At 52.5% G+C, this 24,864-nt stretch carries 19 protein-coding genes; 2 read left to right on the top strand and 17 right to left on the bottom strand.

What is annotated here, in order from left to right:
• Positions 1–27: 27 nt before the first annotated feature.
• The gene (locus tag H9Q78_RS11615; protein ID WP_249301891.1) at positions 28–879 is read right to left on the bottom strand and encodes a Cof-type HAD-IIB family hydrolase; all 852 of its coding nucleotides are present in this window, start codon (positions 877–879) and stop codon (positions 28–30) included.
• A gap of 91 nt (positions 880–970) precedes the next feature.
• Between H9Q78_RS11615 and H9Q78_RS11610 the strand changes: the two genes are divergently transcribed.
• Positions 971–1,525: a manganese efflux pump gene (locus tag H9Q78_RS11610; protein WP_249301890.1), complete on the top strand. Its 555-nt coding sequence runs from the start codon at positions 971–973 to the stop codon at positions 1,523–1,525.
• On the opposite strand, the gene radA is transcribed toward H9Q78_RS11610, so the two are convergent.
• The 8 genes from radA to H9Q78_RS11570 all read right to left on the bottom strand — a co-directional run bounded on the left by radA (position 1,526) and on the right by H9Q78_RS11570 (position 10,409).
• Entirely contained in the window at positions 1,526–2,917 is a 1,392-nt protein-coding gene (gene radA / locus H9Q78_RS11605) for a DNA repair protein RadA (RefSeq protein WP_249301889.1), read from the bottom strand.
• A gap of 114 nt (positions 2,918–3,031) precedes the next feature.
• A complete protein-coding gene (locus H9Q78_RS11600; RefSeq protein ID WP_249301888.1) occupies positions 3,032–3,445 on the bottom strand; it encodes an endosialidase in 414 nt (137 codons plus the stop codon).
• Between the two features lie 76 nt (positions 3,446–3,521).
• Positions 3,522–5,966, bottom strand: a complete 2,445-nt coding sequence (locus tag H9Q78_RS11595) for an ATP-dependent Clp protease ATP-binding subunit (RefSeq protein ID WP_249301886.1) — start codon at positions 5,964–5,966, stop codon at positions 3,522–3,524.
• Between the two features lie 17 nt (positions 5,967–5,983).
• Positions 5,984–7,021 carry an ATP--guanido phosphotransferase gene (locus H9Q78_RS11590; RefSeq protein ID WP_249301885.1) on the bottom strand — a complete coding sequence of 346 codons (1,038 nt, stop codon included), beginning with the start codon at positions 7,019–7,021 and terminating at the stop codon, positions 5,984–5,986.
• Positions 7,008–7,565 (bottom strand): UvrB/UvrC motif-containing protein, encoded by a 558-nt coding sequence (locus H9Q78_RS11585; RefSeq protein WP_249301884.1) that lies wholly within the window; start codon positions 7,563–7,565, stop codon positions 7,008–7,010. Before H9Q78_RS11585 ends, H9Q78_RS11590 begins: the two co-directional genes overlap by 14 nt.
• A gap of 39 nt (positions 7,566–7,604) precedes the next feature.
• Positions 7,605–8,012 (bottom strand): GntR family transcriptional regulator, encoded by a 408-nt coding sequence (locus tag H9Q78_RS11580; protein WP_249304821.1) that lies wholly within the window; start codon positions 8,010–8,012, stop codon positions 7,605–7,607.
• A gap of 149 nt (positions 8,013–8,161) precedes the next feature.
• Complete coding sequence (locus tag H9Q78_RS11575) at positions 8,162–9,838, bottom strand: cadherin-like beta sandwich domain-containing protein (RefSeq protein ID WP_249301883.1); 1,677 nt, start codon at positions 9,836–9,838, stop codon at positions 8,162–8,164.
• A 202-nt stretch (positions 9,839–10,040) separates the two neighbouring features.
• Positions 10,041–10,409 carry an arsenate reductase family protein gene (locus H9Q78_RS11570; RefSeq protein ID WP_249301882.1) on the bottom strand — a complete coding sequence of 123 codons (369 nt, stop codon included), beginning with the start codon at positions 10,407–10,409 and terminating at the stop codon, positions 10,041–10,043.
• A 417-nt stretch (positions 10,410–10,826) separates the two neighbouring features.
• Between H9Q78_RS11570 and H9Q78_RS11565 the strand changes: the two genes are divergently transcribed.
• Positions 10,827–11,138, top strand: coding sequence for a hypothetical protein (locus H9Q78_RS11565; protein ID WP_249301881.1), 312 nt, complete (start codon positions 10,827–10,829; stop codon positions 11,136–11,138).
• Between the two features lie 64 nt (positions 11,139–11,202).
• Here the strand turns inward: H9Q78_RS11565 and glyA are convergent, their stop codons facing one another.
• From glyA to H9Q78_RS11525, 8 genes are all read right to left on the bottom strand, one after another.
• Entirely contained in the window at positions 11,203–12,441 is a 1,239-nt protein-coding gene (gene glyA / locus H9Q78_RS11560) for a serine hydroxymethyltransferase (protein WP_249301880.1), read from the bottom strand.
• A gap of 63 nt (positions 12,442–12,504) precedes the next feature.
• Positions 12,505–14,304 carry an aspartate--tRNA ligase gene (gene aspS / locus H9Q78_RS11555; protein ID WP_249301879.1) on the bottom strand — a complete coding sequence of 600 codons (1,800 nt, stop codon included), beginning with the start codon at positions 14,302–14,304 and terminating at the stop codon, positions 12,505–12,507.
• 37 nt (positions 14,305–14,341) lie between these two features.
• On the bottom strand, positions 14,342–15,598 hold the full coding sequence (hisS, locus tag H9Q78_RS11550) for a histidine--tRNA ligase (RefSeq protein ID WP_249301878.1): 1,257 nt from the start codon (positions 15,596–15,598) through the stop codon (positions 14,342–14,344).
• Between the two features lie 76 nt (positions 15,599–15,674).
• Positions 15,675–17,153: a coproporphyrinogen dehydrogenase HemZ gene (gene hemZ / locus H9Q78_RS11545; protein WP_249301877.1), complete on the bottom strand. Its 1,479-nt coding sequence runs from the start codon at positions 17,151–17,153 to the stop codon at positions 15,675–15,677.
• 74 nt (positions 17,154–17,227) lie between these two features.
• Entirely contained in the window at positions 17,228–17,872 is a 645-nt protein-coding gene (locus H9Q78_RS11540; RefSeq protein ID WP_249301876.1) for an MBL fold metallo-hydrolase, read from the bottom strand.
• A 10-nt stretch (positions 17,873–17,882) separates the two neighbouring features.
• Positions 17,883–20,129 (bottom strand): RelA/SpoT family protein, encoded by a 2,247-nt coding sequence (locus tag H9Q78_RS11535; RefSeq protein WP_408635206.1) that lies wholly within the window; start codon positions 20,127–20,129, stop codon positions 17,883–17,885.
• 213 nt (positions 20,130–20,342) lie between these two features.
• On the bottom strand, positions 20,343–21,317 hold the full coding sequence (pfkA, locus tag H9Q78_RS11530; protein WP_147595050.1) for a 6-phosphofructokinase: 975 nt from the start codon (positions 21,315–21,317) through the stop codon (positions 20,343–20,345).
• A gap of 58 nt (positions 21,318–21,375) precedes the next feature.
• Positions 21,376–24,861, bottom strand: coding sequence for a DNA polymerase III subunit alpha (locus H9Q78_RS11525; RefSeq protein WP_249301875.1), 3,486 nt, complete (start codon positions 24,859–24,861; stop codon positions 21,376–21,378).
• Positions 24,862–24,864 lie beyond the last annotated feature (3 nt).

The raw sequence follows: 24,864 nt of genomic DNA, 5'->3' as shown, positions 1-24,864 counted from the left end.
TTCCTCTTTCCCTCATTGGTATTCCGTTCACAGTCCTCTGGCCGCTTCCGCTAATATCCTTCTTATCTCCCTGGCCGCACCGTCCTCGTCATTGGATGCCCCTATCCGGTCTGCCGCCGCCCGGCATGCCTCCGTGGCGTTTTCCACCGCGACCCCCAGCCCGGCATAAGCCAGCATGTCCGCATCATTATCGGCGTTCCCGAATGCCGCCGCCTGTTCCGGTCCGAGTCCCAGCCGTTCCAGGACAAAGGCCAAAGCAGAGGCTTTTCCGGAAGCCTCGTCGGATATTTCCAAAAATCTCGGCACAGATGCCGTTATATACACATTCGGCACATATTTTTCCAGAAGAGCCCATATCCGCCGTTTTTCCTGCTGGTCATTGACGATCAGGTCCAGGCTGTCCAGCTCCTCCAGATGGCTATATAGAAAATCAAGCATGTCCCGGCAGGGCTTCCTGGTCGCTCTCACGTATGCCGCCGCTCTTTCATCGGCGCCAAAGGCCTCAGGGTCCGCCACGTATTCTGCCGGAGCATAAGCTGTCCCATCTACAAATGCCTCATACAAAGGCTCTTCCACAGCCTCCCCCACCAGGGACAGGACGGCCTCCACAGCCTCCCGGCGGAGCTTATGTACGCAGATACACTCCGATGTGGGTACCCGGTAGACAGCCGCCCCATTGGAGGTGATCGCATATTCAATACCGGGAATGGACAGTACTGCTCCCGGAAGTGTGGAATAGGCCCTTCCGCTGGCCACCACCACATGCACGCCCGCTTCTATGGCCGCCGTGAGGGCCTCTCTGCTCTCTTTGGAAAGGGTTCCGTCCCCCGCCAAAAGGGTTCCGTCCAGATCCAGTGCGATACATCGGCATTCTTTCATTGGAAATCACGTCTCCTTCTTCTCTTGTCCCTGCACCCGGGTGATTCTTCCGGAATACCATACAAACAAACGATATTCTTGGTGTTTATCCATGACAGCGATCATTTTAGAGATAATTGTACTGGCTGCCGCGCTCTCCGTTGACACCTTTGCCGCCAGCTTCGCCTATGGGATGGGCCGCATCCGGATACCCGCGGCCTCCATCGGCATCCTTGCCGCCATATCCAGTCTCACCCTGGCCGCAGCGCTGCTGGCAGGAAACCTTCTGAGCGGGCTTCTTCCTCAAAGTCTGACCAATGACATCAGCTTCTTAATCCTGTTTATTCTCGGGATAATCAAATTATTCGATAAATCTTGTAAAAAACAAGCCGAACAGGCTAATAAGGACAAAGACAATATACTTTCGCCGGCAGAAGCGGTCCCTCTGGGCGCCGCCCTTTCCATTGACAGCGTGGCGGCCGGTATCGGAGCCGGCGTATCGCCGGCCCATATCATCGCAGCCATACTCGCGACGTTTCTCATGGGCATAGCAGCCATACTGGGAGGAAGCTTCCTGGGGCGCGCCGTTTCCCGCCATTCCGAAGCAAATCTTTGCTGGATCAGCGGAGTCCTGCTCATAGTCCTGGCTTTCATGAAACTATTCTGATCAGCGGGCGATCAGGTCAATGGCCTCCTGGACATTGCCGACTCCGATTAGCTTAAGGCCCGCGGGCGGCTCCTGGATCCGCCCCAGACACACTCTGGGAAGGACACAGGAGGTAAAGCCCAGCTTAGCCGCCTCCTGTACCCTTTTTTCTACCATACTGACCGCGCGCACTTCACCGGAGAGGCCCACCTCACCGAAAACCATCATGCTGTCGTCCACCGGAATGTCCCGGTGGCTGGAAGCCAGCGCCATGACGATCCCCAGGTCCAAAGAAGGCTCATTGACTTTAAGGCCTCCGGCTATATTCACGTAGGCGTCACAGTCGGAAAGGCGAAGCCCTGCACGTTTTTCCAAAACAGCGATCAGCAGATTGACACGGTTATAATCTGTCCCGGCCGCCGTCCTTCTGGGCATACCGAAATTCGTGCGGCAGACGAGAGCCTGGATCTCCAAAAGCACAGGCCTTGTCCCCTCCATGGAGCAGGCCGTCACAGATCCCGATGCCCCCACCGGTTTTCCGCTCAGCATATATTCGGAAGGATTCGGGACCTCCGCAAGCCCGTCTCCCCGCATCTCAAATACTCCGATCTCATTGGTGGATCCAAACCGGTTCTTCACTCCACGCAGAATCCGGTAAGAAGCGTTCCTCTCTCCTTCGAAATAAAGGACCGTATCCACCATATGCTCCAGCATCCTGGGCCCTGCCACAGTCCCTTCTTTGGTAACATGTCCCACGATGAAGATCGTGATGTCGTTCCCCTTTGCCAGCTGGAGCAGCGTATTCGTGGATTCCCGGACCTGCCCCACGCTGCCCGGCGCGGTGCCGGCATCCTCCCGGTACATGGTCTGAATAGAGTCGATGACCACCGCCTCCGGCCTTTCCTCAATAATCACATCCGAGATCAGCTCCAGGCTGGTCTCGCACAAAAAAGACAGCTCTCCGCTGAAGGTCCCCAGCCTGTCAGCCCTGAGCTTGATCTGGCTGAGAGATTCTTCTCCGGAAATGTAAAGGATCTTATGCCCTGATTCCGCCAGGTTCCGGCATACCTGGAGAAGGAGGGTCGACTTTCCGATGCCCGGATCTCCTCCCACCAGAATCAGGGAACCTCCTACAAGCCCCCCTCCCAGAACGCGGTCCAGCTCCTCCATGCCCGTGCTCATCCTTGCCTCCATGGCCGACTGGATCTCCGACAGCTTCTGGGGACGCCTTTCCATGGCGGCGCCTGTACCCGCGGATCCGGCTCCCAGGCCTCTCGCCGGGGACGCCTTCTTCGCAGTAGGCGCTTCCACAAAGGTGTTCCATTCCCGGCACCCAGGACACTGGCCCATCCATTTAGCGGATTCATATCCACATTCCTTACAGAAAAATACCGTTGCTCTCGCTTTTGCCATACTAGCTCCGTTCCTATAAAATAAAACAAACTGCCGCAGGCTTCTCAAAGCCCCGCGGCAGCCTGATGAAAAACAATTCCGACTGTTTCTATTACCACTGCAGTCCCGGCTGTCCTATCTTTTTTTCACTTCAACCACTGTGGATTCTCCCTCAGAAAGCTCCACGCTCAGCGTCAGCTTTCCGCTCATATTAGCCTTGATCATACCGGCATCTTCTTCGCCGATCCGCACGTCGTACTCCGTGTCATCCTCCAGTTCCAGCGTGATCTGAGCGTCCTGACTGCCTTCCACAATGAAATGCACTCCCGTATCATCCGCTTCAAACTCATTCACTGCTGTCCCCGGAACCGATTCATAGACAAACATGCCGTTCCGCTCCAGCTTTGTGATGTCACAATACGTCTTTACCTTATATAGATCGCCGTTGAATTCATAATCCTGAAGCTTCGACTTTGCGCCCAGTGTGTAGTCTCCAAAGCTGAGTGTACCATTTTGTTCTGTGCGTATTAATTCCTTTACTGCTGGCATGATTCATCCTCCCGATGTTTTCGTCACTAAAATACTGGTTTCATTATAGTATAGAATTCGACTTTTTACCAGACGTTTAAACAGAAAATTTCAGTTTTCCATCCTCTACCGTTACGGAAACCGTATCTCCCTTTTTCACGGCGCCGTCCAGAATCTCTTCCGCCAGTTTATCCTCGATCTCGCTCTGGATCGTCCGGCGCAGCGGCCGGGCGCCGTATTTTTGATCATACCCTTTGTCAATGATCCAGGCCTTCGCTGTGTCATCCATTACCAGAGTGATGTCCATCTGCTCCTTCGTCCTGCTGCAGAGTCCCTTCATCATGATGTCCACGATCTGTCCCATGTCCTCCTTGGTCAGAGCATGGAATACGATCGTCTCGTCAATCCTGTTCAGGAATTCCGGCTTAAAGATTCGCCGGACCTCTTCCATCACTCCGCTCTTCATAAATTCATAGTCCTCTTTATCCGTGCTGGCGGCTCCAAAGCCAAGCTTTTTCGGCTCAATGATCCGCGCCGCCCCTGCATTGGACGTCATAATGAGCACCGTATTCTTGAAATCTATTTTTCTGCCCTGGGCATCTGTTATATGTCCGTCGTCCAGGACCTGGAGCAGAATATTGAACACGTCGGGATGCGCCTTCTCTATCTCATCAAAAAGTATCACAGAATACGGATTCCGGCGGACCTTTTCGCTGAGCTGCCCGCCTTCGTCATAGCCCACATATCCTGGCGGCGATCCAACCATTTTGGATACGCTGTGCTTCTCCATGTACTCTGACATATCGACCCGTATCATAGCGTTTTCCGTACCGAACATGGCCTCCGCCAGCGCTTTCGAAAGCTCTGTTTTTCCTACGCCGGTAGGTCCCAGGAACAAAAACGAACCGATCGGACGCTTCGGATCCTTAAGGCCCACGCGCCCGCGGCGGATGGCCTTTGATACCGCCACCACGGCTTCTTCCTGCCCTACCACTCTTTCGTGGAGGATACTTTCCAGATTCTTAAGGCGCTCTGCCTCTCCTTCTTCCAGCTTTTTCACCGGTATCTTCGTCCAGCCGGACACGACATCGGCAATCTCATTTTCTGTAACATAGAGCTTTTTGCTGCTCTTCTCTTTTTCCCATTTGAGCAGAATCTTTTCCTGACGTTCCTTCTTCTTCTGCTGCTTCTTCTTGATCTCGCCGGCTTTTTCGTAAGCTTCCGTCTGAATAGCCGCGACCTTCTGCTCCTCCAGCTGGGCAATATCCTCTTCCAGCTTTTTTATCTCCTCCGGCTCCACAAAGGTAGTCAGCCGCACCTTCGAGGATGCCTCGTCGATCAGGTCGATGGCCTTATCGGGCAGAAACCGGTCGTTGATATACCGGGCCGACAGATTCACCGCCGCCTGGATGGCATCTTCTGTGATCGTCACCTGATGATGCTCCTCGTATTTGGATTTAAGCCCCCTTAAAATGGAAATCGCTTCCTCCGCCGAAGGCTCTTCTACCATCACCGGCTGGAACCTTCTCTCCAGGGCCGCGTCCTTCTCGATATATTTCCGATATTCGTCAATGGTCGTAGCTCCGATCAGCTGAATCTCGCCCCTGGCCAGAGAAGGCTTCAGGATATTGGACGCGTCTATGGCTCCCTCCGCTCCTCCGGCTCCGATGATGGTGTGTATCTCATCAATGAACAAAAGGACGTTGCCGTCTGCCCGCACTTCCTTTAGTACATTCTTGATTCTTTCTTCAAACTCACCGCGGTATTTGGAACCGGCGACCATTCCGGACAGGTCCAGCGTCATCACGCGCTTTCCCTTTACCGTATCCGGCACATTTCCTTCCACAATCTTTCCTGCCAGACCTTCCGCGATGGCGGTCTTGCCCACGCCAGGTTCGCCGATCAGGCAGGGATTGTTCTTTGTCCGGCGGCTGAGAATCTGAATCACTCTTTCGATCTCGTGCTCTCTTCCAATGACCGGATCGAGCTTTCCTTCCTTTGCAAGAGCAGTCAGATCTCGGCTGTAATTGTCCAGCGTGGGTGTCGCACTTTTTTCCTGCCCCTTGCCTTTTCCCTCCAGCTCGTCCTTATACTGACTGGCATCCGCTCCCATGGTAGCCAGAAGGTCCACGTACATCCTCTGGATGTTCACGTTCATGGTATTCAGAAGCCGTGTGGCAGAACAGTCACTGTCCTTGAGCATTGCAATCAGGATGTGCTCAGTCCCGATCAGCGGGGACTTAAATTGTACGGCCTCCCGATAGCTGTTCTCCAGCACCCTGGCGGCGCGGGGTGAATATCCTCCCCGGTCGGCCATATGCACCGGCGTCATCGGGGCGATCAGCTGCTGGACCAGAGCCAGCACCCGTTCTTCCTCTATCCCGTGACTGGAAAGTACCTGGGCCGCCGCGCTGCTTCCTTCACGGATAAGCCCCAGGAGGATATGCTCGGTGCCCACATATCCCTGCCCCAGAGCCTCCGCCATTCCCACGGCCAGCTGAAGCGCTTCCTCTGCTTTATTTGAAAATCTGTTGTTGTACATATTTTCCTCCTATTTCTTCAGACCAGCTCCGGCAGCATGGACCGGATGTAGGACGCCCTGGCCTGCTTTAAGTCTGTCTTTTCATTTTCCGGCGCCAGCAGCTTCATATTCGTTGGCTGTATCTCCATCATGAGCCCGTAGAAATTCAAGGGCTTCTCAAGCTGCAAAAGTCCTTCCATCTCTCCTACCCGCACCTGAGAAAGATATGTCATCGCTTCCTTTACAGAAAGTTTCTTCGCATATCTCAGGACACCATAGGATTTATATATCTCATCCTCCAGATCCAGCCTGTGGTTCCGGAGCGTCAGCGATTTTACCTTTCGTTCACTGGCCGCCAGGCGGTCCGCCATCTGCTGTACCAGTGCTATGATCTCTTCTTCGGTCTGCCCCAGCGTTTTCTGGTTGGACACTTCATAAAGGGAACCGTAGTTTTCGCTCCCTTCCCCATAGAGTCCCTGGACAGAGACCCCGAAGCGGCTCATCTCGCTCACCAGCTTGCCGAACTGTTTCCCGGCTGAAAGCATGGGAAGATGCAGCGTCACCGCCGCCCGCAGGCCCGTCCCCACGTTGGTGGGGTAGGCCGTCAGGTATCCGTATTTTTCATGGAATGCGTAGGCAAACCGCTCGTTGATATAATCATCCAGACGGCTGGCCTCGTTCCACAGTCCGTTCAGATCTACTTTATGCGAAAAGCACTGGAGCCGGATGTGATCCTCTCCGTCCAGCGTAATGCTGACCGTCTCATCTTCCGACAGCAGCAGGCTTTCCGGGCCCTTTTTCTCCACTCCGGCCCCGTTTATGGCACGGCGCTCTTTTAACGCCTCTTTCTCCTCCGTCCCCATCGCTGACAGGGGAATCGTATGAAAGATCCGCTTATCTACCGAACCGATATCTTTCAGTCCATTTTCCAGTTTGCCTACCAGCTCCGCGCCGTCCTCTTCCGTAAGCTTCACCGGAAAGGGATAATGCTCCAGGTTCCGCACCAGACGGATGCGGCCCGCCAGAAAGACATCATGCTGGTCCTCCGTTTCCTGATACCATTTAAGCATCTGCATTCAACCTCTCCTTCAATTCTCTGATCTCATCCCTATACTTTGCCGCCATCTCATACTCTTCTTCCCGGATGGCTTCCTGCAGCTTGGATGACAGGATTTCAATGGAGTTCTGGATATCTTCCGTTTTCTCCGTCCCTTCATGGTCCTCTGTGGCTTCATGTCCATACAAAGGGCGCTTTCCCGTATGGGTGTCATTGCCTTGAATTTTCTTGATGTTCTCACTCATCAGCAGGTCGAAGACCCGGTAACAATCCGGGCAGCCAAAACGGCTGTCCTTTACAAAATCACTATATGCCGTATTGCAAGTGGGGCAGACCACCTGGTCCATATCCATCTCGTCACTGTCCCCGCGCTCTGCGTCCAGCCCAAACAAATCCGACAAAAGCTTCCCTATCGGATAATCCGTATCAAACATCGCTGTATAATGTCCAAAATCCATTTCCTTGGCGCAGTGGCTGCACAGGTTGTGCTCTGTCTTCACTCCGCCGATCACTTCCGTATATCGGATATTGGCCTCTCTTATTTTACATTTTTCACATAACATGGTCTATCCTCCCAAACTCAGCCTGTCAGGATCCGGGTGTCACTCCATATCGGAGCAGTCCTCCGAAGCTTCCGGCGAACAGTCAAACTGGTTCATCACCATATCCACCAATTCATGGATTTCCCTCCGGCTGATGTTTTTACATGCCGCTTTTGCAAGCAGCACCTGCATGTCGGACATCAATTCCTCCATTGCCCGCATTTTATCAAAGTCGACGGCAATGACGGCTCCCTTCCGGCGGTCCAGCTTTACAAAACCTTCCTGCTTCAGGACCGTATATGCCTTATTTACCGTATGCATGTTAATTCCAATGGTGTCAGCCAGACTCCTGACCGACGGGAGGGCTTCTCCCTCCTTGATGGTTTCGGTGGCGATGCCAATGATGATCTGATTTCTCAGCTGTATATATAATGCTTCGTCACTGTTAAAATCTATTTTCATTATCATCTTCTTCACCCGGCCTCTTTCGTTATATTTGTTATAACAATATTAGCACAGTCTCATAAGAATTGCAAGTGGCAGTGTCTGGATGGAATTAGGATACCCCTCAGAGACAAAAATGCAGTCCCCTCCCGGGGCTGCACTTTTGTTAGAATCTATAAATCGAAAATTTCAAAATCATCATCGTCTTCCAAATTCTGAGAGGGCCTCCTGGCTGGCTGCGGTTTCACGGCCTGCTTTTTCCGTTCCCTCTTCTCCGGTTCACGGACCTTCTGTTTTTCCGGAACGGGCACCGGCTGCTCCTTAGGCCGCTTCCCGGCTTTTTCCGCCGCCCGGTTCACGATACTATCCGCGTCATCCGGCTTCACACTCCGGACGGAATCCGACAAAAGGGCCTCCAGCAAATCAAAGTCTGCGTCCAGATCCTCCTCCTCTTCATCCGAAGCTTTGGGCTGTTCTGTTTCCTCTTCCTCCTGATAATCTTCACTTTCTGCTCCGTCCATATATTCCTCGGACGGTTTCTCCGTTACTTCCTCCGGATATGACTCTTCCTCTTCAGCAGGCGCAGAATCTGTCTCCGGTTCTGAAGCATGCTCCTCTGCGGATACCCGCGCAGGCTCCTCATCCGCTGCATCCTCGGCATCTAGATCATAGAGTTCCTCATCATAAGACGCTTCCCCATAGGATTCTTCCTCATTAGGCTCCTCCTCATAAGACTCTTCCCCATAAGATTCTTCCTCATAAGGCTCTTCGTCATAAGGCTCCTCCTCATAGGATTCTTCCCCATATGGCTCTTCGTCATAAGGCTCTTCTCCCGCTTCCTCATAATCATCTTCATCCGGCTCTCCGCCATAGCCTCCGCGGGGACCGTCATCATGAAAGTCATCCTCCCCATGCCCATTCTTTCTCCGGGTCATAGCGGCGGTAAAGGCTATCAAAAGGATAAAGCACAGCACAGAAAGACCAATAATGATCAGCATCCGGTTTTTCATGGATTTCTGGTAGGCTTCCTGAGCCTTTTGCAGCTGCACCTGTGAAATCTCATTCTCCTGTCCGGCCGACAGGATGCCGTCCGGCGCTGTGATCACGGTGCCTTCTGTCTCATCATAGATATAAAACGCCGTTTTTCCGGCCTCATCGGTCCCGTATAACAGATAAAACCCTTCCACATCATATTCTGAAGGGAATTTCCAGACCTTTACAGTCTGCTCCCCGATTTTCAGATCCATCGCCGTATATCCATCCGGTATCGCGGATGCGTCCGGCTCAGACAGGGTATACGTCTTGCCCGTAGTCGTGATCGTGCCTGCGGAAGCAGAACTGGAGCTCTGAGACTCCTGACCTTCCGTACTGCCCGTTTCTGCAGCGGTGCCAGAACTGCTGACCAGAGGGTTATTGGCGATCTGGCTCTCAGAAGATTCTGCAGCCGTACTTTCACTTCCTGCCGCGGAGGACTGTGGCTCACCGGCGCTCCGCACTGCCTGAATGGTATATTTGGCCGTCGTCACTCCGTCGGCCGCCGTCACATTTATGATGACAGTATTCGTCCCCACCTTCAGTCCAGAATTTCCGGCTATCACCATTTTGGCCCCGCTGTCGGAGGTCTTGGCATTTACCAGAAGCTTATCACAGTCCGCGTCCACCTCCACCTGATATTCATACACATCGGATGAAAACTCAGGGCTGAGCGTACCCGGCGAAATCTCTAAAGAAGCCAGCGACGCGTCGTTGGTCCCACTGGTCCCCGCAGCGAATGACGTGATTCCCACTCCAAACAGCAGGGTGCAGCATATGATCAAAACAGAAAATATTCGTTTTATTTTTTTCTCCATATTGTCTCCTCGAACCGGCACACTAAGCTTCTCTCGATATTATTCCATGTCCAAAACGGACACGGGCCTCCGGCGGTTGTGCAGCTGTCTTCTGCAGTATATGCAAAAGCCGCCTATGCACAGGTATAATATCTTGCTTCTCTCGATATTATACCGAGTTCTGACGTTCATTGTCAACCGCACGGAAAAAGATTCGAAAAGATTAAGAATTAAACGGAAGCTTTAATTTTTCCGCCCATTCCTTCTCCCGGAATCCGGTGAGGACGAAATCCTCCCCTACCAGAACCGGCCTTTTCACCAACATTCCGTCTGTAGCCAGAAGGGAAAACTGCTCTTCTTCACTCATATCCGGAAGCTTATCCTTTAATTCAAGAGCCTTATATTTCATACCGCTGGTATTAAAGAACCGTTTCAGAGGCAGACCGCCTTTTTCTTTCCATGCTTTCAGCTCTTCCGCCGTTGGATTATCTTCCACGATGTGACGGTCTTTAAACTCTATTCCATTTTCCTCCAGCCATTTTTTTGCCTTCTGGCAGGTACTGCATTTCGGATATTCCACAAATAAGACCATTTGAACTCTCCTTTCCCTGTAAAACCAAAAAAGACATTGTGAGCTTTACTATACCTTTAAATATCTTTAAAACAAGCGTATCTTTATAACCAGATGAGGCAGGAGGAAATCCGATTCCATCCAGGCGGCTCGCTGGCAGCCGTAACCAGCATCTTTACAGCCTCCAGTCGGTCCTTTCCAACTGACATGGATAAATCGATATTTTTCCATGTCAGATTCCAATAAAAACCTGCATGAAATTCGGTTTTTACCTCCCTGCGGCCGGGAAGATCCTGCTAACGCCTTTGCGGCGCTCGCCTTACGATGGAATCGGATCATTCCTCTTTGCCTTTCTTCCGCACCGAAATAAGCGCTCATTTGCCTCGAAAGCCATTGGGGCGGCCACCTCAGCCCGCTGCCATAAGGCGCGCGGGCCGTGTGGATATCCAATCCTTTTCTGGGATCAAGGGAACGGAAATCAGCCAAAATGGTGCGGCAGGCAGGGCGCCGGCAGAACGATTCCGGGCCGGCCTAAAGGTGAGCGCCGCAGGGCAGAGGCCGGTGTTCCCCTGGCGGAGGGAGGCAGAAACGGAAATACCGATTCCGTTTCTGAGCGAACAGGAGACGGGAAATCATAAAGATTTCCCGTCGACATGTGAGTGGTACTCCTGGAGCGGGGATAAAACGGCCCCTGCATCGCCAGCGAACCGAAATCGTGACGGCCCGGAGCTACTGCCGGTATTTAACTAAAGCTCAATCGGAGCTTACTCAGAATGATTTCGTAAAATATTAGGAAGGCGGCCCCTACAGATATCTAGTACAGCGGATATTTATCCGTAAGTTCCTTCACCATGGCTTTTGCCTTCGCCGTATTGGCTTCATCCTGTGTGATCACCAGACGGATAGCTTCCGCAATGGTCTCCATATCCGCTTCGACCACTCCGCGGCTGGTGACTGCCTGGGCTCCCAGACGGATGCCGCTGGTCACGAAGGGCTTCTCCGGATCATTGGGGATAGCGTTCTTGTTGCAGGTAATGTTAGCCGCATCCAGCAGCTTTTCCGCTGCTTTTCCGGTCACACCAACTGGACGGAGGTCCACCAGCATCAGATGATTGTCGGTACCGCCTGATACGATGTCAAAGCCTCTCTTTATCAGCTCCTCTGCCAGCTTGGCCGCATTCTTCTTCGTCTGAGACATGTATGTCTTAAAGCTGGGATCCAGAGCTTCTTTAAAGCATACGGCCTTGGCCGCGATCACATGCATCAGCGGACCGCCCTGGATACCGGGGAACACCGCTTTGTTAAAGTTGAATTTTTCCTGCATCTCATTGCTGGAAAGGATCATCCCGCCTCTCGGGCCGCGGAGTGTCTTATGGGTCGTGGTCGTGGTCACATGGGCGTAAGGAATCGGGCTCATATGAAGTCCCGCCGCCACCAGGCCGGCGATATGGGCCATATCCACCATCAGATATGCTCCCACCTCATCGGCAATCTCCCGGAAGGTCTTAAAATCAATCTCTCTGGCATAAGCGCTGGCGCCTGCCACGATCAGCTTCGGCTTGCACTCATGGGCAATCCGGCGCACTTCTTCATAGTCGATCACACCGGCGTCTGTCACACCGTAGGGCACAACATGGAAATAAGAACCGGACATATTCACAGGGCTCCCATGGGTCAGATGTCCGCCATGGGCCAGGCTCATCCCCATCACCGTGTCTCCGGGCTTCAGCATCGCAAAGAAAACAGCCATATTGGCCTGTGCGCCGGAATGGGGCTGCACATTGACATATTCACAGCCAAACAGCTCTCTGGCGCGCTCCTGGGCGACAGTCTCCACCACGTCCACGAATTCGCATCCGCCGTAATAACGCTTTCCCGGATATCCTTCCGCGTACTTATTGGTCAGGGGGCTTCCCATGGCCGCCATGACGGCCTTGCTCACAAAGTTTTCAGAAGCGATGAGCTCGATGTGGCTCTGCTGTCTTCCCAGCTCGTCCTGCATCGCCTGAGCGATAACAGGATCAAAGGAAGATACCTCTTCAAATGAATACATTTTATTTCCTCCATTTAAGTGATTTATAGTGATATTTTAGATAACATAGTAAATCAGAAGCTCTTATTCCCCGGCTCCGTCCTGTTCTGAAACTGCAATCTTGAGCTCTGTAAGCTGAACCTCATCCACCCGTCCCGGTGCTCCTGACATCAGGCAGGAGGCATCCTTTACCTTTGGGAAAGCAATGACCTCGCGGATATTGTCCGCTCCTGTCATCAGCATTACCAGCCGGTCCAGTCCATAAGCCAGGCCTGCATGGGGCGGCACGCCGTATTTAAACGCATTCATCAGGAAGCCAAAGCGTTCTTCCGCTTCCTCCTTGCTGAATCCAAGACATTCAAACATCTTCGCCTGCACGTCGCTCTGATGGATTCTCACGCTGCCGCCGCCAATCTCACAGCCGTTCAGCACGATATCATAGGCTTTCGCGCGGACCGCTCCTCTGTCCGTATCCAGCAGAGGCAGATCCTCATCCATGGGCATTGTAAAGGGATGATGCATCGCCACGAACCGCTGTTCCTCCTCCGAATATTCAAATTGGGGAAATTCCGTGATCCATACAAATTCAAAGGTATTTTCTGGAATCATCTCCAGACGCTTCGCCAGTTCCACGCGCAGAGCGCCCAGGCTGTCAAATACCACCTTATTTTTATCTGCCGCAAAGAGGAGCAGATCGCCGGGTTCTCCATCCATCGCTTTCACCAATGCGGCCAGCTCATCCTCGGTCATGAATTTCGCAAAAGATGATTTATAGCTGCCGTCCTCCTGGACGGCCAGATATGCCAGTCCTTTGGCGCCGTAGGTCTTCGCAAATTCCACAAGAGAATCGATTTTCTTCCTGGGCATACCTGCCTGGCCCTTCACCGTAAGGCCGCGGACGGATCCGCCTGCCTCCAGGGCATTTCGGAATACGGCAAAGCCGCAGTCCCGGACCGCGCCGGACACGTCATGGAGCTCCATCCCAAACCGCAGGTCCGGCTTGTCGGAGCCAAAGCGGTCCATGGCCTCCGCATAGGTCATGCGCCGGATCGGAAGCTTCACTTCCACATCGCATATCTCCTTCATCAGATAAGCGAGCAGCTTTTCATTCACTTCGATAACATCGTCCACATCTGCAAAGGAAAGCTCCATATCCATCTGCGTGAATTCCGGCTGCCGGTCGGCGCGCAGGTCCTCATCGCGGAAGCATCTGGCGATCTGAAAATACCGGTCAAAGCCAGAGCACATCAGAAGCTGCTTGTATATCTGAGGCGACTGCGGCAGCGCATAAAAATTTCCCGGATGGATTCGGCTGGGCACCAGATAGTCCCTGGCTCCTTCCGGCGTACTTTTAACCAATATGGGAGTCTCCACTTCCAGAAATCCCTGCTCCTGCATAAAATTCCGGGACAAAATGGCCACTCTGCTCTTCACTGCCAGATTTCTCTGCAGGTTCGGCCTTCTGAGGTCCAGATACCGGTATTTCAGGCGCAGCTCCTCCTTGGTGCTGCATTCCTCTTCAATGGGAAAAGGCGGAGTCAGTGCTTCGGAAAGAATCCGCAGGGACTTTGCACGTATTTCAATATCCCCCGTCTTGAGATTTTCATTCACGGCGCCTGAACGGACTTCCACCGCTCCCTCTACCGCGATCACATATTCATTTCGGAGCGTTCCGGCTTTTTCAAAGCCTTCGCTGCCCACATCTTTTTCATCAAACACAATCTGCAGCAGGCCGGAACGGTCTCTCAGATCCACAAAAACCAGGCTTCCCAGGTTTCTTCTTTTCTGCACCCAGCCCATAACCGTCACGTTCTCTCCCACATTGCCCCTCGACACCTCGGTACATCTGTGGGTCCTGTGGAGACCTCTCATCGATTCTGCCATATCTTCCACGTCCTTTCTTATAGGGAATTTCTCACCGTCACTGAAAATCCTTGTAGAATTCCCGGAATTCCCCGTAGCCCTCTTTCTGGAGCTGCTCCTTCTGGAATTTCTTGTTTTTATTCATATTTGAGACCAGCACCTGTATGCCGGCCTCCCTCTCTTTTTTGGCCTCTGCCAGCACCTTCACCATGGTCTCGGCCGGCATGCCCTTTTCTATCAGATATGCTTTCCTGGCCCCTGACTGCGGCACCTGGAAACCTTTTTCCATCAATATGGTGATGATCCGCTCAAATCCGATGGAAAATCCGCAGGCCGGAGTATCCATCCCGGTAAATTTCCCTATCATCTCATCATAGCGGCCGCCTCCGGCCACGGAGCCTCCCAGCTCCTCCATCTTAATTTCAAAGATAGAACCTGTATAATAGGACATTCCGCGCACCAGCGTCGGATCAAATACCAGGCTGAATTCACAGGATGCCGTAGCTCTCACGCTCCCGATGATGGTCCTCATACCGGCGATCACGCCTCCTGCCACCACGCCGTCCAATTTTTTCTCCAGATAGGCCAGACTGTCCGGCGCCTGCTCCAGCTCGGCAAAAAGTCCCATATATGTTTCAACGGCATCTCCGGCAAAGCCGTTCTCAGACAGCTCCGCGGCTACGCCTTCCATGCCTATCTTGTCCATTTTATCCAGGATGATGAACACCTGGTCATAATCCTTCTCCGCAAAGCCGCTGTACGCCGCCATGGCTTTCAGGACCCGCCTGTCGTTAAAGCAGACCTTAAATCCGGAAAAACCAAGTTTCCCCAGAAGAGTCGTCGTCGCTGACATCAGCTCGATCTCCGCCAGGCAGGAGGCATCGCCGAGAATGTCGATATCGCACTGCATGAACTGGCGGAACCGTCCTCTCTGAGGTCTGTCGGCACGCCAGACATTGCCCATCTGAAGCGCTTTGAAAGGCGCGGGCAGCTGTGCAGAATTATTGGAATAATATCGGGAAAGGGGCACGGTCAGGTCGTACCGCATGCCGCAGTCCACCACGTCCGCCTCTGTCTGGGCTTCCGGTATATGCAGCTTCTCGCCTCTTTTCAATACTTTAAAAATCAGTTTTTCATTTTCTCCTCCCTGCTTGCTGCTCAGGTTGGAGATATTCTCCATACAGGGAGTCTCAATATGGGAAAATCCAAAACTCTTATAGGTCTCCTGAATGAGGCCGATCACATAATCCCTCACCTGCATTTCGGCAGGCAGAATATCCTTCATGCCGGTCACCGGCTTCTTGCTTAACGCCATATCTGGTTCTCCTCTTTCTTTTTTCCCGGCACACCCGGGCATTCCTTGTCTATCATACACGAACACCTGTCTATTTTCAAGACAAAAGTTTCCGTTTTCTGTCAATCATCTCATCAATTCTGCCAAGATACTGGTCAATGTCCTTTACATTGTCGCACCGTTCGATCCGACCTCCCGGAAATACCGCTTTCGTGGTAGAACCCGCCCCCAGGGCCATGATGGTCTGCTTTTCTTCCATTATAAGGATGTTGTAAATACCGGCTTTTCCAGGACTGGCATAGCCTACATTTTCAAAATTACCGGCCATGTTCTTCTGTCGATACAGATAATAAGGCTCCAGCCCCAGCCTTCCGCAGTATTCCGCCGCCAGTCCCATCATTTCCTCGGTATTCTCAAATTTCAGATGAGCGTACTGTTCTTTCATGGTATTCAGCCTGGCCGCGCGCTTGATTGCCAGGGAGTGGACCGTGATGTTGTCCGGCGCCATGGCATAAAGCCGTTCCATGGTATAGCGGACGTCCTCCGGCCCTTCCTCCGGCAGTCCCATGATCAAATCCATGTTGATATTGTCAAAGCCTTCTTCCCTGGCCATGTCAAAGGCCTCTTCTATCTGCTCCGGCGTGTGATGCCGCCCGATAAGCCTGAGGGTTTCCTGCCTCATCGTCTGAGGATTGATGGAGATCCTGGAGACCGGATGTCTCCGCAGCGTCTTAAGCTTGTCCCGAGTCACACTGTCCGGCCTTCCCGCCTCCACCGTCCATTCCTGCAGATTCTCAAGGCAGAAGCTCTCCTCCACCTTGGACAGCAGGCGCTCCAGATGCTCCGGGCGGAGCGTAGTGGGAGTGCCTCCTCCAATGTAGATCGTGTTCAGCTTTTTGCCGGAAAAAGCCTGCTTCGTATAGTCGATCTCCCGGAAAAGCGCATCCAGATATTCATCCATCCTGGGCTCCCATTTTGCCACGGGATACGAGGTGAACGAACAGTACAGGCAGGTGGTAGGGCAAAAAGGAATTCCGATATAAAGGCTGTAGCCGTCTTCATAATCAATGTCTTTTAATGCTTCCTTCTCCCGCTTCGCGATCTCGATGCTGAGCCTGATCTTTTCCTCGCTGGCCAGATAGTTTTTTTTCATATAAGAAGCAATCTCTGCCTCATCGGCCCCTTCCTCCAGAAAAGCCATCGGTATCTTCGTAGGACGGATACCTGTGAGTGTTCCCCAGGGGAGCTCCCTGCCCGTATCTGCCGACAGGAGCCCATATACCAGCCGCTTGAGCACCGATTTCGTCTCTTTCCTGTCCTCGTAATCGACTGCCGCCTCCGCCGTCCTCTTCTCCCCATGATCAAGGCTCACGCGAATCTTTCCGTCCATGTAGTCCACAGAAAGGACGCGGCTGGCAAAATCCGGCCCTCCGGCTTCTGCCCCAGAATCCAGTCCATGGTTTCCGTCTTGTCCCTTCCGGAGCGCAGCACGTATCTCCTCTCCAGGATAAAAAGCCATCAAAAGACCGCGCACATCGTATTCAAAATTTACTTCGCTGAGTGTTAAACAGATCATTCTCTCCCCTTTAATCTATCTCTGTGCTAATTTGAAAGGGCGCCCTGCGAGCGCCCCACTTTGTCATAAATCCATCATCTGCTCCACTGGGCCAGAGGATTATAAGCTTTTTCATATCCGATCGTCGTACTCTCCCCGTGTCCGGGGTAGACGACGGTATCCTCCGGCAGCACCAGCAGCTTATCCCTCACGGAACGTCCCATTTCTGACATGGAAGAGGTGGGGAAATCCACCCGTCCGTAAGACCCCTGGAACAATGTATCGCCGCTGATCAGCACGCCCTCTTCCTCCAGATAATAGCACATTCCGCCGGCCGTATGGCCGGGAGTCAGGATGGCGCGGATCTGGAATCCTGCCAGCTCCAGTACCTGGCCGTCCGTCAGATACTCATCCGCTTTAAGCACTGCCGGCCGGCTCCATTGGCCGGAAAGATTAGCATCAGGATCCGACAGAAGCTCCCGTTCTGCCTCCGCCGCACAGATGCAGACGGAAAATTTATTTCTCAGCGCGTCTGCCGCCAGCATATGGTCAAAATGCCCGTGGGTCAGCAGGATTGCCGCCGGTTTCCTTCCATTGTTTCTGCACCAGTTCCCAATATCCGCAGCGTTGTCCGCCGGATCCACGATGATCGTCTCATTTGTCTCTGTATTGATCAGAAAATAGCAGTTGGTGCTGATCATCCCCAGCACCGCACATTCTATCTGTAATTTTTTCTTCATATATAATATCCTACCCGGCCGTCCTCTCGATATCAATCACGCTCTCCACCTGGCGAAGCTTTTCAACCAGCCTCTGGAGCTCCTCCACGCCGTGGATATCGAAGCTCATGGTAATCGTCGCCAGCCCCTGTTTGCTGGTCCTCACGTTCATGGATGTGATATCAATCTGACGCTCTGTAAATATCCTGGAGATATCCACGAAAATACCGATCCGGTTATGGGCGAATATCTTGATCTCCGTGGAATAAGTCTCATGTGTCTTGTCTCCCTCGGGAAGCTGCCACTCGGCGTCGATCAGCCTGGAGCGTTCCTCCTCCGGAAGATTGATAATATTGATGCAGTCCGTCCTGTGTATGGAAATACCGCGGCCTCTGGTCACAAACCCCACGATCTCATCCCCGGGCACCGGGCTGCAGCACCTGGAAAACCGGACCGCCAGATCATGGACGCCCTTGACGACGATGCCGCTCTTACTTTTCTCCGACGCGGGCTTTTCCTTCCCAATGGAAGCGTCGCCCAGCACCTTTTCGTCGGTGATCTCCTTCTGGTGCTTCCGCTGGTATTCTTCCACCAGCTTGTTTATGACCTGGCCTTCCTTCATGCCGCCGTGACCGATGGCTGCCAAAACGGCATCCCATTCCCGGAAGCCATATTTCATGAGGACCTTGTCCTCATACTCAGACTTATTGATATCGCTGAAATTGATTCCCTTCGCTTTGCAGTACCGCTCAACCATTTCCTTGCCGCGGATGATGTTTTCTTCTTTATTCTGCGTCTTGAACCACTGGTTGATCTTATTCTTGGCCTGAGCGCTTTTGACCGTCTTCAGCCAGTCGCGGCTGGGCCCTTTAGAATTCTGGGAGGTTATGATCTCCACCCGGTCACCGTTCTGGATGACATAATCAATAGGCACCAGCTTGTCATTGACTCTGGCGCCTACCATCTTATTCCCCACGGCGCTGTGGATGCTGTAGGCAAAATCCACCGTGGTAGATCCGCTGGGCAGGTTTTTCACATCGCCCTCAGGGGTAAAGCAGTAGACGCTTTCCGAAAAAATATCCAGGTCTGTTTTCAGAGAGGACAAAAACTCCTTGTTGTCGGACATGTCCTTCTGCCATTCCAGAATCTGGCGGAGCCAGCTCAGCTTTTCTTCTTCCTTCTGTGCCGCGTTCTGCCCGTCCTTTCCTTCCTTATATTTCCAGTGAGCGGCAATTCCGTATTCTGCCGTCCGGTGCATATCATAGGTCCGGATCTGAATCTCAAAAGGCTGCCCCGTACTGCTTATCAGTGTCGTATGGAGGGACTGATACATATTGGCTTTCGGCATGGCGATATAGTCTTTGAACCGCCCCGGTATGGGTTTATACATCTCATGGATGACGCCCAGAGCCGCGTAACAGTCCTTGACCGTATCCACAATAATACGCACCGCGAAAATATCATATATCTGATCCAGCGTCTTGTGCTGGTTCACCATTTTCTTATAAATACTGAAGAAATGTTTAACGCGTCCGTCTACCCTGGCTTCTATGCCGGCAGATCTCATATGCTCCTGCACTTCTTCCATGATATTCTGTACGAGCTCTTCACGGGTGCTGCGGCGCAGCGTGATCTTTTCCTTAAGCTCGTAGTATACCTCCGGCTCCATGTACTTTAAAGACAGATCGTCCAGCTCGATCTTTATCTTGGAAATCCCGAGACGGTCAGCGATGGGAGCATAAATCTCCATAGTCTCCCGCGCCTTCTCTTTTTGTTTCTCCGGTCTCATATACTGGAGCGTCCGCATGTTGTGCAGCCGGTCGGCCAGCTTGATCAGAATCACGCGGATATCCTTGGCCATGGCCAGGAACATCTTTCTCAGGTTTTCCGCCTGAATCTCCACCTTGTCCACAGACCAGGACAGCTGAGTCAGCTTCGTGACTCCGTCTACTAAAAGAGCGACCTCCTCACCGAAGGCCTGCTTCATTTCATCCATGGTCATGACTGTATCTTCCACCACATCATGGAGGATACCAGCGATAATAGATTCCTTATCCAGCTCCAGCTGTGCCAGGATGATGGCCACGCTCAGCGGATGGACAATATAAGGCTCTCCCGACTTCCTCAGCTGACCCTTATGAGCGGAATTGGCAGTCTCATAGGCTTTCCGTACCATGCTCAGATCGTCGGACGGATGATACTTTTTAATCGACTCTATGAGAAACTCAAAAAGTTCATCCGGAGTGGTCGCCGTCACCTTGGTATCGCCGCCGGCCATCTTTCGCTTGGATTCCAGAGTCCCGCCGTCATGTGACATCTCCTCCGAGAAAGCTCCAGCAGCTCCGGCCTTAAGACTCACACCTGTTTCCAGGATGTCCTCCGGCCGGAGCACCGGTCTGTTTTCTATATTCAACTTTTCATTCTGATTGGATACTGCCATATATCGTCACCTTTGGTATAGTAGTTTTCTGTCCGGAATTTCCTCAGCCTGTCACTGGGACAGCATCTTACTGATCGCGTACTCTTCCTCGCAGATGTCCTTCTGCATCGCCAGCGCTTCATATAAGTCGTAGTCCACGAATTCTCCGCCCCGCCAGCCGACAACGCGGTTACTCTTTCCTTCAGCCAGGAGCTCCACCGCCTTAGCCCCCATAATGGAAGCGTATACCCTGTCTTTACAGCTGGGCATGCCGCCTCTCTGCATATATCCCAGGATGGAAGCCCTCGTCTCAATGCCGGTGGCAGCCTCGATCCGCTTCGCCATACTTGTGGAGTGCCCGATACCCTCGGCGTTGATGATGATATGGTGCTTCTTTCCATTTTTCCTGTGTTCAATGATGTGATTGATGATCGTCTGCTCATTACAGTCGTACCGCTCCGGCAGGAGTATGTCCTCCGCGCCGTTGGCGATCCCGCACCAGAGCGCGATATACCCGGCATTTCGTCCCATCACCTCGATGATGCTGCACCGCTCGTGGGATGTGGACGTATCCCGTATTTTATCGATGGCCTCCATGGCTGTGTTCACCGCCGTATCAAAGCCGATCGTATAATCCGTACAGGCTATGTCCAGGTCTATGGTCCCCGGAAGTCCCACCGTGTTGATTCCATGCTCCGCCAGTTTTCCGGCGCCCCGATAGGAGCCGTCACCGCCGATGACGACCAGGCCATCGATGCCGTGCTTCCGGCACATCTCCGCCCCTCTCGCCTGCCCTTCTTCCGTACGGAATTCCTCACAGCGGGCCGTATAGAGGATAGTCCCTCCCCGCTGGATGATCTCGGACACGCTCCGGCTGTTCATATCCACGATCTCTTCATTCAGCAGCCCCGCATATCCCCTCTGGATGCCTTTTACATTCATGCCTTTGGAGATCGCGGTCCTGACCACCGCGCGGATCGCGGCGTTCATGCCCGGCGCGTCGCCGCCGCTGGTCAGCACACCGATGGTATTGATTCCTTTTGCCATATTCTTTTCCTCCAAGCCGCCCGCCGTCTGCCGGGGTCTTTACAAAATAGAATTACTTCTAATTATATTTGATTATTCCCCTGTTTTCAATAGGCTTTTCTACAACTTTTACGTTCTCTTTCCCATATTTTACGGCAAGTTTTTCCAAAAGCCCCGCTTCTGCCTGTACCGTGTGGCCCAGGCCCAGCAATTTTTTAGCCCGTTCCTTCTTCAGGAATATCCCCACCTGATCGCTGCCGTCACTGTCGGACAGAAGCTTCAGAAGCTCCTCCTCTCCGCCGAAATAGGATTCCTTGTCGTCAAACTGAATCCAGAGCGTCTTGGGCAGGCTGTCAAAGGGAATGATCTTCTCGCATACTAATTTTCCTTTGTTTTCATCTCCCAGAGACACCCTTCCGCGTATGAACACTTTATTATCTTCCACAAGAAGCGCGCGGCTGTTCTCATAATCTCTCGGAAAAACAATTACCTCTACGGTGCCCACCATATCCTCTATGGTCAGAAACGCCATCAGCTGGTTGGTCTTTGTAGTCTTTACCGTTTTACCCGTAATCATGCCTCCGACCGTGACGATTCTGCCGTCGGTGACCGCCGCTTCTCCTGTCTCATCGTCCACATTGAAGTCTGAAGTCATGGCTGTGATATTTTTTTTCCACTTGTCCTGATATTTTTCCAGCGGATGACCGCTCACATAGATTCCCAGGACTTCCTTTTCATAGGCCAGCAGCTCTTCCTTTTCGTATTCTCCCACGTCCTGGAATCTAACTTCATAGGACCCCTTCTCTTCCTCTCCCATGAAATCAAACAGATTCATCTGGCCGGCGATATCGATCTTTTTCTCCCGGTTTTTCTGCTCGATCAGCTCCATCGACGCCAGCATTTTCTGCTTCCTCGTCCCCGGCAGGCCGTCCAGCGCTCCGGATTTAATGAAGTTCTCCAGGCTCCTCTTATTCACTTCCTTATTGGTCAGCCTGTAAATGAAATCCTTAAGGCTGGTATAAGGACCATTCTCCTCCCGGTTCCGGACGATTTCGTCTATGACATTCTTTCCTACGCTTTTGATGGCCGACAGGCCGTACCGGATGCTCCCTCCGGAGACAGAGAAATCCGCCACTCCCTCATTGATATCAGGAGGCAGGAGAGAGATTCCCATGGACCGGCTCACCAGAATATATTCCGACACCTTAGAGGAATTATCGATCACCGACGACATAAGCGCCGCCATATATTCCACCGGATAATAATATTTCAGATACGCCGTCTCATAAGACACCACCGCATAGGCAGCCGCATGGGACTTATTAAAAGCATATTTGGCAAAGTCCGTCATCTCGTCATAGATCTGGTTCGCGGTCCTTTCATCGATGCCGTTGGCGATACATCCCTTGACCCCTTCTTTTTCATTGCCGTATACAAAGTTCTTCCGCTCTTTTTCCATAATCGACGCTTTTTTCTTGGACATGGCCCGCCGTACCAAGTCGCTTCTGCCCAGGGTATAGCCGCCCAAGTCGCGGACAATCTGCATCACCTGCTCCTGATATACGATGCAGCCATAGGTCGGCTCCAGGATCGGCTCCAGCTGAGGACAATGATACGTGATCTCATCCGGATGATTCTTCCCCCGGATATACTGGGGGATAAAATCCATGGGGCCCGGGCGGTACAGGGAGATGCCGGCGATGATATCTTCGAGGCTATGGGGCTGCAGCTCCTTCATGAAGGTCTTCATGCCCGCGCTTTCCAGCTGGAACACACCCTCGCATCTTCCGGTGCAGAGAGAATCCAGCACTTTTTTATCATTGAAATCAATGTGGTCGATATCAATGGTGATGCCTCTGCTTTTCTCTGCCAGCTTTACTGCGTTCTGGATGACCGTCAGAGTACGCAGGCCCAGGAAATCCATCTTTAAAAGACCCAGCTCCTCCAAGGTGGTCATGGTGTACTGGGTGGTGACAGATCCGTCTGTCGCCCGCGACAAGGGCACGTATTCCTCCACCGGCTTCTGACTGATCACGACTCCGGCGGCATGCATGGAGGTATGCCTGGGAAGCCCCTCCAGCCGGCGCGACATGTCAATGAGATATTTCACCTGTTCATTTGTCCTGTAAGCTTCTGAGAGATCCGGCCTTTTGAGCGCCTTGTCGATGGTGATCCCAAGCTCATTGGGCACCATCTTCGCTATCTGGTCGCAGAGGGCGTAGGGAAGGTCCAGCACCCTTCCCACATCCCGTATGACGCCCCGGGCCGCCAGCGTACCAAACGTGACGATCTGCACCACCCGGTCTTTTCCGTATTTCCTCCCCACATAATCGATGACCTCCTGCCTTCTTTCAAAGCAGAAATCAATATCAATATCCGGCATAGATATCCTCTCCGGATTCAGAAAACGTTCAAAAAGAAGATTATACGGTATCGGGTCAATATTCGTAATCCCCAGTGTATAGGCCACGACGCTTCCGGCGGCCGATCCTCTGCCGGGCCCTACGATGATATCATGGTCCCTGGCAAATTTAATGAAATCCCATACGATCAGGAAATAATCCACATACCCCATATCCTTTATGACGCCCAGCTCATACTGCAGCCTCTCCAGAAGCGTCCCGTCGTCCTCAGGATACCGTTTATTCAGTCCTTCCATACATAGTTCATTGAGGTATCCCCAGGAGGTCTTTCCACCTGGCACATCGAATTTTGGAAGCTTGGTCACGCCAAATTCGATATCCACCTGGCAGCGTTCCGCGATTTTTTGAGTATTCACCACCGCTTCCGGCGCATATGGGAACAGCTGCAGCATCTCTTCCTCGGATTTACAGTAATACTGTCCGCCTTCGTACCGCATCCGGTTTTCATCGCTGACCTTCTTCCCGGTCTGGATACAGAGCAGGATGTCGTGGGGCTCCGCGTCCTCCGCAAACGTATAGTGAATATCGTTGGTTGCCACCAGATCGATCCCCAGCTCCTCACTCATCCTCACCAGCTGAGTATTGACCATCTTTTGCTCCGGTATCCCATGGTCCTGGAGCTCAAGAAAAAAATTTCCCTTTCCAAAAATGGATTCGTAGCGGCGGGCTGCTTCACAGGCCTCCTCATACATCCCCCTGACGATATTTTTCGGTATCTCACCCGCCAGGCAGGCGCTCAGCGCGATCACTCCCTCATGGTAGGTCTCCAGAACCTCATAATCCACACGGGGCTTATAATAAAAACCATCCAAAAATCCCTTGGATACGATCTTCATCAGGTTGGAATACCCGGTATTGTTTTCTGCCAGCAAAACCAGGTGATAATAACGATCCTCTGAATTCGTCCCTTCCTTATCAAACCGGGAGCCGCTCGTCACATAGACCTCACATCCCAGTATTGGGCGGATTCCTGCTTCCTTGGCCGCTTTATAAAAATCTATTACTCCGAACATAACTCCATGGTCCGTGACAGCCAGGCTGTCCATGCCCAGCTCCTTTGCACGGCCGACCAATTCCTTGATCTTGCTGGAGCCGTCCAGCAGACTATATTCCGTATGAACATGCAGATGTGTAAACGCCACGCC

The organism is Qiania dongpingensis, from assembly GCF_014337195.1.
GTDB lineage: Bacteria > Bacillota > Clostridia > Lachnospirales > Lachnospiraceae > Lientehia > Lientehia dongpingensis.
The sequence above is the reverse complement of the archived record's forward strand: the minus strand, read 5'-3'. Positions and strand labels throughout refer to the sequence as shown.